Origin of the sequence: uncultured Adlercreutzia sp. (assembly GCF_958431955.1) — a bacterium.
Classification (GTDB): domain Bacteria; phylum Actinomycetota; class Coriobacteriia; order Coriobacteriales; family Eggerthellaceae; genus Adlercreutzia.
Map to the genome: position 1 here is coordinate 1 of NZ_CAUASN010000056.1, position 9,367 is coordinate 9,367.

At 67.8% G+C, this 9,367-nt stretch carries 4 protein-coding genes and 1 pseudogene; 3 read left to right on the top strand and 2 right to left on the bottom strand.

Features of this window, described 5'->3' with window-relative positions:
- The 3 genes and pseudogenes from Q5064_RS11095 to Q5064_RS11105 form a co-directional block, all read left to right on the top strand.
- Positions 1-451, top strand: a pseudogene (locus Q5064_RS11095) (DNA-directed RNA polymerase subunit beta); the annotation flags it as partial.
- A gap of 3 nt (positions 452-454) precedes the next feature.
- Positions 455-4,879, top strand: a complete 4,425-nt coding sequence (locus Q5064_RS11100) for a DNA-directed RNA polymerase subunit beta' (RefSeq protein ID WP_302964686.1) — start codon at positions 455-457, stop codon at positions 4,877-4,879.
- Between the two features lie 132 nt (positions 4,880-5,011).
- The gene (locus tag Q5064_RS11105; protein WP_302964688.1) at positions 5,012-5,956 is read left to right on the top strand and encodes a LysR family transcriptional regulator; all 945 of its coding nucleotides are present in this window, start codon (positions 5,012-5,014) and stop codon (positions 5,954-5,956) included.
- A gap of 83 nt (positions 5,957-6,039) precedes the next feature.
- On the opposite strand, the gene Q5064_RS11110 is transcribed toward Q5064_RS11105, so the two are convergent.
- Together Q5064_RS11110 and Q5064_RS11115 are read right to left on the bottom strand one after the other, a co-directional pair.
- The gene (locus Q5064_RS11110) at positions 6,040-7,560 is read right to left on the bottom strand and encodes a 4Fe-4S binding protein (RefSeq protein WP_302964691.1); all 1,521 of its coding nucleotides are present in this window, start codon (positions 7,558-7,560) and stop codon (positions 6,040-6,042) included.
- On the bottom strand, positions 7,553-9,367 hold a 1,815-nt coding region (locus tag Q5064_RS11115), incomplete at its 5' end, for a UvrD-helicase domain-containing protein (protein WP_302964694.1). The genes Q5064_RS11110 and Q5064_RS11115, both read right to left, overlap by 8 nt.

A 9,367-nucleotide genomic window follows, 5' to 3' on the forward strand; every position in this document is an offset into this window, starting at 1 on the left:
CGGCAAGGCCCAGTTCGGCGGCCAGCGCTTCGGCGAGATGGAGGTGTGGGCCCTGTACGCCTACGGCGCCTCCAACGTGCTGCAGGAGATCCTGACCGTGAAGTCCGACGACACGTCGGGCCGCGTGAAGAGCTACGAGGCCATCGTGAAGGGCGAGAACATCCCGGCGCCCGAGGTGCCCGAGTCCTTCAAGGTGCTCGTGAAGGAGATGAAGTCGCTGTGCCTCAACATCGAGCTTGAGGGCCACGACATGCAGCCCATCAGCGAGGACGAGATCGACACCATGGACGGCGACCAGGCGCTCTACGCCGCGCTCGCCGCCGACGCCAAGAAGACCGAAGACGAAGAGGCCAACGCCATCGACACCCTGGCTGCCGAGCTGGGCGACCTGATGAGCGGTCTTGAGTCCGACCTGAGCACCGATCTCATCGGTGGCGGAGAGGAGGCCTAAATAATGACCGAGTTCGACGTCAACAATTTCGACGCCCTGCGCATCTCGCTCGCTTCCGCTGAGGATGTGCGCAGCTGGTCCCGCGGCGAGGTGAAGAAGCCCGAGACCATCAACTACCGTACCCTGAAGCCCGAGAAGGACGGCCTGTACTGCGAGAAGATCTTCGGTCCCACCAAGGACTGGGAGTGCGCCTGCGGCAAGTACAAGCGCGTGCGCTTCAAGGGCATCGTCTGCGAGCGCTGCGGCGTGGAGGTCACCCGCTCCAAGGTGCGCCGCGAGCGCATGGGCCACATCGAGCTGGCCGCGCCCGTGAGCCACATCTGGTACTTCAAGGGCAGCCCGTCCCGTTTGGGCTACCTCTTGGACATCCCGCCGAAGGAGCTTGAGAAGGTTCTGTACTTCGCCAGCTCCATCATCACCTCGGTGGACAAGGAGGCCCGCGAGGAGGACGTGGACGACCTGCGCGACGAGCTGGCCGCCGACCTCGAGGAGCTGGACGCCGAGCGCGACCGCCTCATCGAGGCCACCCGCAAGCTCTCGACCGACTACGTGCCCGAGGAGGACGACTTCGTCGACGACCTCGATGACGACGAGCGCCTCACCCCCGAAGAGGTGGAAGAGGAGATCGCCGACATCTACGAGGAGTTCAACGAGCGTAAGGCCCTGCGCCAGGACGCCTTCGACGCCTTCCTGAAGATCGAGCCGAAGCAGCTCATCGGCGACGAGGCCCTCTACCGCGAGATGCGCGCCTGCTACCGCGACTACTTCACCGGCGGCATGGGCGCCGAGTCGGTGCGCGACCTTTTGGACGCCATGGACCTGGAGGCCACCTCCGAGGAGCTGCGCGAGGTCATCGCCACGGGCAAGGGTCAGAAGCGCGCCAAGGCCGTGAAGCGCCTGAAGGTGGTGGATGCCTTCCTGAAGTCGGACAACAAGCCCTCCGACATGATCCTGGACGTCATCCCGGTCATCCCGCCCGATCTGCGCCCCATGGTGCAGCTCGACGGCGGCCGCTTCGCCACCTCCGACCTGAACGACCTGTACCGTCGCGTCATCAACCGCAACAACCGCCTGAAGCGCCTGCTCGACCTCGGTGCCCCCGAGATCATCATCAACAACGAGAAGCGCATGCTCCAGGAGGCCGTGGACTCGCTGTTCGACAACGGCCGCCGCGGCCGCCCCGTCACGGGTCCGGGCAACCGTCCGCTGAAGTCCATCTCCGACATGCTGAAGGGCAAGCAGGGCCGCTTCCGCCAGAACCTGCTCGGCAAGCGCGTCGACTACTCCGGCCGTTCGGTTATCGTCGTGGGCCCCTCGCTCAAACTGCACCAGTGCGGCCTGCCCCAGCAGATGGCGCTCGAGCTGTTCAAGCCCTTTGTCATGAAGCGCCTCGTGGAGCTCGAGTACGCCGCCAACATCAAGGCCGCCAAGCGCGCCGTGGATCGCGGTGCCAGCTACGTGTGGGATGTGCTGGAAGAGGTCATCGTCGACCATCCGGTGCTCCTGAACCGCGCGCCAACCCTGCACCGTCTGGGCATCCAGGCCTTCGAGCCGGTGCTCGTCGAGGGCAAGGCCATCAAGCTGCACCCGCTCGTGTGCACCGCCTTCAACGCCGACTTCGACGGCGACCAGATGGCCGTGCACGTGCCGCTCGGCGCCGAGGCCCAGGCCGAGGCCCGCGTGCTCATGCTGTCCTCCAACAACATCAAGTCCCCGGCCCACGGCCATCCGCTCACGGTGCCGACCCAGGACATGATCATCGGCCTGTACTACCTCACGGCCGTGCGCGAGGGCTTCCCGGGCGAGGGCCGCGTGTTCATCGATTTGGATGACGCCCTGAACGCCTACGACGCCCGCGCCGATCTGGACCTCCAGGCCAAGATTCAGGTGCGCCTGCCCTACAATATGCAGGTGGCCACGGCCTTCGGCGTGTTCGAGGAGCACAAGGAAGGCGAGCGCATCGAGACGAGCGTGGGCCGCATCATCTTCAACGACGTGCTGCCGCCGGACTACCCCTTCTTGAACTACGAGATGAACAAGAAGGAGATCAGCCGCCTGGTGGAGGACGTCACCAACACCTACGACCTCTCCGAGGTGCCGCCGATCCTCGACGGCCTGAAGGACGCGGGCTTCCACTACGCCACCCGCGCCGGCGTGACCGTGTCGGTGTACGACGCCACCATCCCGCCCTCCAAGCCGGAGATTCTGGCCCAGGCCGATGCGCGCGTCGCCGCCATCGACGAGGACTACGAGATGGGCCTCATGTCCAACGAGGAGCGCCACAAGCAGGTCGTCGACATCTGGAACGACGCCAACGAGGAAGTCGGCGAGGCCATGGCCGAGAACTTCGACAAGTTCAACCCCATCTACATGATGGCGTTCTCCGGCGCTCGAGGCAACATCAAGCAGATCCGCCAGCTGGCCGGTATGCGAGGCCTCATGTCCGACCCGAAGGGCGAGATCATCGACCGCCCGATCAAGGCGAACTTCCGCGAGGGCCTGTCCGTTCTGGAGTACTTCATCTCCACGCACGGCGCCCGTAAGGGTCTGGCCGACACCGCGCTGCGTACCGCCGACTCGGGCTACCTGACCCGCCGTCTGGTGGACGTGGCCCAGGACGTCATCATCCGCGAGATCGACTGCGGCACCACCGAGGGCGTGAACTACCCGGTGCGCAACGAGAAGAACGAGGTGGACGAGAACCTCGTGGGCCGCTGCCTGCTGGAGCCGGTGGCCAACCCCGAGACCGGCGAGATCATCGCCGAGGCCGGCAGCTACCTGCACTCCATGGCCCAGCTGCGCGAGATCGATGCGGCCGGCGTGGAAGAGGTGGTCATCCGCACCATCATGACCTGCCATGCCGAGCACGGCGTATGCCAGAAGTGCTACGGTTGGGACTTGGCCACGGCCCGTCCGGTGAACATCGGCACGGCGGTGGGCATCATCGCCGCCCAGTCCATCGGCGAGCCCGGCACGCAGCTGACGATGCGTACGTTCCACACCGGCGGCGTGGCCGGCGAGGACATCACCCACGGTCTGCCCCGTGTCCAGGAGCTTTTCGAGGCCCGCAAGCCGAAGGGCCAGGCGGTGCTCGCGGAGATCTCCGGCACCATGCAGGTCGCCGGCGACAAGATGTCCAAGACCATCACCATCCACGACCAGGAGGGCAACTACCGCGAGTACGTGGTGAGCGCCCGCGCCCAGCTGCTGCCGGGCGTGTTCGACGGCTGCGAGGTCACGGTGGGCCAGCAGCTGACCAAGGGCTCGGTGAACCCGCACGACCTGCTGCGCCTGACCGACCCGAACACCACGCTGCGCTACATCGTGGGCCAGGTCCAGGGCGTGTACGTGTCCCAGGGCGTGGACATCAACGACAAGCACATCGAGGTCATCGCGCGCCAGATGCTGCGCAAGGTGGCCGTGCTCGATGCCGGCGACTCCGACTTTTTGCCGGGCCGCCAGGTCAACCGCTTCGAGTTCGAGAAGGTGGCCAACGAGCTCATCGCCGAGGGCAAGGAGCCGCCGGTGGGCCAGCCGCTGCTGCTCGGCATCACCAAGGCGTCGCTCGCCACCGACTCCTGGATGTCCGCCGCGTCGTTCCAGGAGACCACCAAGGTGCTCACCGACGCCGCCATCGAGGGCAAGACCGACCACCTGGCCGGCCTGAAGGAGAACGTCATCATCGGCAAGCCGATTCCCGCCGGCACGGGCCTGCGCCGCTACCGCGACGTGCGCCTGACCTACAAGGGCCGCCCGGTGGAGGGCGTGACGGGCGATGCGCTGCCTGATTTCGCCCCCGACGCGCTGCGCGAGATCGAGGATCTGCTGCCCCAGCCCCAGGACTGGTCACTGGACAACGACGGCTACTTCAACTCCACGGGCACCTTCGGCGGCTACTACAGCGCCCTTTCGGGCCACCGCGGCCACAACCTGTCCGACGAGGACGCGCGTCTGTACATCTACGACGATCTGGGCGTGTCCCAGCGTTGGGCGAACAAGTTCTCCGAGGCGGGCATCGAGACCGTGGCCGACCTTCTGGGTCACACCGAGGAGGATCTGCTGCGCATCGAGGGCATCGGCGTGAAGGCCATCGAGGAGCTGAAGGAGGGCCTGGAGGCGCGCGATCTCATGCACGTCATCGAGGACGACCTGGCAGCTTCCTCCGACGACATGAGCCAGCTGCTCGATATGGTGTTCTCGCCCGACGACACCATCCTCATCGGTGGCGACGAGCCGCCGACGTTCAACACGGACGGCGAGGAGATGCTCGGCGAGGCCCTGCCGCCCCGTTCCTACCAGCGCAACCTGGAGGAGCTCGACGCTCTGCTGGGTTCGGTCGGGGGCCTGGGCTCCTTCGGCTTCGGCGTGACGAGCGCCGAGGACGAGGCCGCCTCCAACGCGCGCATGGAGAACGGCGAGGAGGACTAAAACCCTCGCGGCAACGGAATAAGGTTATTCCATTTGGAAGGAGGGGCGAGAAATCGCTCCTCCTTTTCGTTGCGGGGGTGTATCGTGTTCCGAAGAGGAGAAGTAACGCGGGCTGTCTGAAGGGGGACGTCAGTGGAAATCAGCTTGCTGCGGGAGTTCATCGTGCTCTCGCAAACACTCAACTACACGAAGGGCGCCGAGATGCTGCACCTCACGCAGCCGACGCTTTCCAAGCACATCGTGGCCATGGAGAAGGAACTGGGCTGCTCGCTTCTGGAGCGCGACCGTCGGCGCGTGGAGCTGACCGAGGCGGGCAACGTGTTCGCCGCGGCGGCCCTGCAGATGGTGGACACCTACGACGAGGCCCGGGATCGCGTGCGCGAGATTCAGACCCACACGCCGCTCAAGGTGAACGGCATCATGTCCGACAGCGCCATCGCCTCCATCACCTCCATCGCCGCCAGCTTCTTGGACGCCGAGGGCGAGATGCCGGTGCTCTACAACAGCATCAACGACACCAACTACCTGGAGCAGCTGCTGGAGGGCGAGGCCGACATCCTGCTCACCTACGCCGAGCTGGAGAAGCTGGACGATCTGGGGCTGGCCTATGCGCCGCTCATCCGCTCGCCCTTCGTGGCCATGGTGAGCCTCGACAGCCCGCTGGCCTCCTTGAAGTCGGTCTCCATGGACGATCTGCGCAACTACCGCTTCGTGAAGTTCGCCGACGGCTATGCGCTCTCCGGCTGGGCGAACATCGAGCGCATCTGCCAGGAGCACGGCTTCACGCCGCGCACGCGGGCGGTGCTCGGGCGCACGTACATGAACTACACGGCCACGCCTTTGGGGGTGGAAGACGTCATGATCCTGCAGTCGTCCATGCCCCAGCTGCGCTACCTGGCCGACTTCTCCCATATGTCGGTGCTGCCGGTGACCGACGACGACGCGGCCTTCCGCCTGTACGCCATCTACAAGAAGGACAACTACGACCGGGTGCGCCCGGCGCTCGACGCCTACGCCCGCGCCCGCAAGATCATCCTGAACCATGGCAAGGGCGGGGCGCTCGTCGAGAGCGAGTAGCGCGCTTCCCGAAAAGACGACGGGCCGCCGGCGCGCGATGCCGGCGGCCCGTCCCTGCGTTCGGGGCGTGGCGCAGTCGGTGCTCAGGCTCCGCGGATCTCGCGGCGCCGGGCCTCGCGGGCCTCGGCGTAGGCGCGCCGCTCTGCCGTGTCGTTCGACTTCACCTTCGCCTGGGGCTCCTGCACGTTGTCCACCTTGATGAAGCGTGCCATACGGCTGGCGATGGCGTCCTCCGCGCCGGGATTCCAGCCGATGGGCTGCATGGTGAAGCGGAACTTCCTGCCGCCCAGGAACTCGGCCACGTCCACGGTGTCGGCCACGGTGATCGCCTGCTCGGGGCAGATGGTCTCGCAGAGGCGGCACTGCATGCACAGGGCGCTGCGGTGCTCCACGCCGAAGGCGTCTCCTTCCGCATCGAAGCGGCTCACGGCTCCGGTGGGGCAGAACACGGTGCACATGCGGCAGGAGCGGCACAGCTCGGTGTCGATGTCCACCTGGCCCCACAGGCGCGTGGTCACGGTGGGGCGCGCCGGCTTTCCTAAGGCCTTCAGGCTGTTGAAGAGGCGCAGGCGGCGCTCGGGCACGAAGTGGGGGAGGGTGCCGTCGGGCTGCACGTGGGGGAACTCGGGCGTGAAGTCCTTGTTGGCGCCGGGGATGAGGGCGGTGCGTACCGAGGGGTCGAGTCGCGGACGTGGCTCGTTGCCGGTCGGAGCCGCCGGGCATTCCGATTCGCTCGGACAGTCCTCGCTCGGCGAAACAGCCCACTGGGCTGTTTCGTTCGCTGCGGAACTCGCTCGGTCGGAACACCCGACGGCTCCTCTGGGCTCTTCCGTTGTTGCGGAACTCGCTTGGTGAGCGCCGCCCGAAACTCCTCTGGACTCGGCCTCTGCTGCAGTCGCTGCGGAACTCGCTCGGTCGGAACACCCGACGGCTCCTCTGGGCTCTTCCGTAGTCGGGGTGAGGGTCATGGCTTCGGTCCAGGTTGTGCGCTCTACGGGGGATTTGGCGCCGAGGGCGGCGAGGAGGTTCTCGGCGGAGGCGACGATCTCGTCGCAGAGGGCTCCTCCGCGGGCGTGGGGGCAGCTCGTGCAGGGGCCGCTGATGAGCTGGACGGATTGCGCGCCGCGGGCCGTGGCCTCTACGAGCAGCGACTCGTCTGCCCGTCCCAGGCATACGACGCCGATGGCGGCACGGCCGTCCTCCAGGGTGCCGAGCGGCTTGCCGGGTGCGAAGTCATCTCCGCCGCCGGTGCGGCCGCGGGCCTGCTTCCAGGCCGTCTCGCAGATAAGCGCCACCTTCTCTCCGTGGGCGGCAAGGGCCTTCTCCACGGCGGAGAACAGCTCCTCGTCGGTGGGGTTGGCGGCGGAAAGGCAGCCCGACGGGCAGGCCGAGGCGCAGGTGCCGCAGCCGATGCAGCGCTCGGCGCTCACGACGACGCCCTCCTCGCCGAGCGAGATGGCGCCGGTGGTGCACACCTCGGCGCAGCGCAGACAGTCGGCGTTGCGGTGCCGCACGAGCAGGCAGCGGCCCGGCTCGACGGCCAGCAGCGGCGAGTCCATCGCGCCGATGAGGTGGATCATCTGGGCATGGCGGTAATTAGTCATGATAGTACACCCCCGTAATGGCGCGAATGGTCTCACTGGGCCTCACCTCGCAGATGCGCTCGCCGTCGCGCAGGCGCACGCGGTGGATCTTCAGCTGCAGCGACTCGGCGGTGGCGAGCGGTGCCTCCGAGAAGTAGGTGAACCGCAGGCTCGTCTTCGCCTTGCCGGCGCACAGGTAGGTCTTGGCCATCTCGGCGGCCAGCAGGGCCGGGCGCTTGTCGCGCTCCATCTGGGCCGCGTCGAAGTAGCGGCGCGGCAGGGTGAGGCCGTTCACGAGCCCTGCCATCACCATGGCGTCCAGGTTCTGGCCGATGAAGTCCTCGGGCAGCCCCACGCGCACGCCCGCCTCGTCGAAGACCGCTGTGGTGCAGGCATGCTCGATGGCCCGGCAGAGCGCCAGGGCATCGGCGTCATCGGCGGCCTCGCGCACGGCCTGGGCGATGCCGGGCGGCACCTCTTCCTCCGCAAGATCTACGGCCTGGCAGGCCGCCTCGAACAGCTCGCCTCCCCGCAGGTGCCCCAGGGCCGCGCGAGCGCTCTCGAGCGCCTCGTCGGCCCGTTGCGCCTCCTGGGCGAGCAGGGTTCCCGGCTCTCCCTCGAAGGCGACACCGCGGGCGAGGCTCAAATGTGCGCGGCCTTCCACCACGGCGCTCGCCAGGGCGCTGTTGGCGAGGTAGTCGCCGAACCCGCACCAGCTGCGCAGGGCCAGAGGGTCGTCCTCGTCGGCCGCAAGGCGCAGGAGCGTGACGGCCCGGGCGAGCTTACAGGCGTCCAAGGTGCGCCCGTCGCCGGCAACGACGGCCCGCGCAGGCGCGCTCACGGCAATGCCGCGGGCCGCAAGCGCCCGGGCCATGTTGCCGGCCCACAGGCGGTTCGCGGCGGCCACGCCGATGCGCTCGGGAGTAGCACCATCCGCGATGAGCTGCGCCACCATGGCGGCCGCGCCGGCCAGCTCGTCCTCCGGGCGCGTAAAGGCGCAGGCCTCGCAGGTGCCCACGACGCCCGCCCGGCTCGGGATGGGCTCCACGGCCCCCAGGGCCTCGTCCTGGGCGAAGCGGTTGACGGCGTCGGCGACCACCGTGGCCAGATAGCTGAAGCCCGCATGCTCGCCCGTAGCCTCCGGGTTCGCCTGCGCTAGTTCCTCCAGGCCCTCGTAGGCGGGGTAGTCCTCGCAGCCCCGGACGCGGGCGAGGGGGTCGCCGGCCACGGTGAGCGTGGATGCGGCCAGAAGGCCCGCCACGGCCTGGGAGGCGCGGCTCAACGTCTGGTAGTCGTCGACGAGCACGTGCTCGACGCTCGCGGCGGCGCGCGCCTCGGGCGTCTCGCGCAGATAGTCCCACGCCGCCCGGGTCAGCTCGCCTTCCCGATAGGCCTCGCGCAGGCGCATATGGCGCATCATCAGGCTGAAGACGCGCTCCTCCTGCTCGTCGTAGAACCACGAGCCCTCCATCGGCTCCAGATCGGCCAAGCTGCGGGAGAGGAACTTCACCATCTCCGCCAGCCGCCGCGGGGCCACGCCGGAGGTCTTCAAGTCCTCCATGAGCATGTTCTCCTCGAAGCGCAGCAGCACGCGCCCGCGTCGTCCCGTGCGGGCAACGGCCTCGGGGCTTCCCAGCAGCTCGAGGGCGAAGGCGGGCACGGTGGTGACGCGCGGGGCGGCATCCCCGTCGAGGCGCGCGGCCAGGCGATGTTCAAGGGCGCGGGCGGCGGCGGGAGTCGCGGCGAACAGCAGAAGGTCGTCGGGTCGGGCGCCATCTTCCAGAAGATCGGCGGCCAACTCCACCAGGCGGCTGGTCTTCCCCGTGCC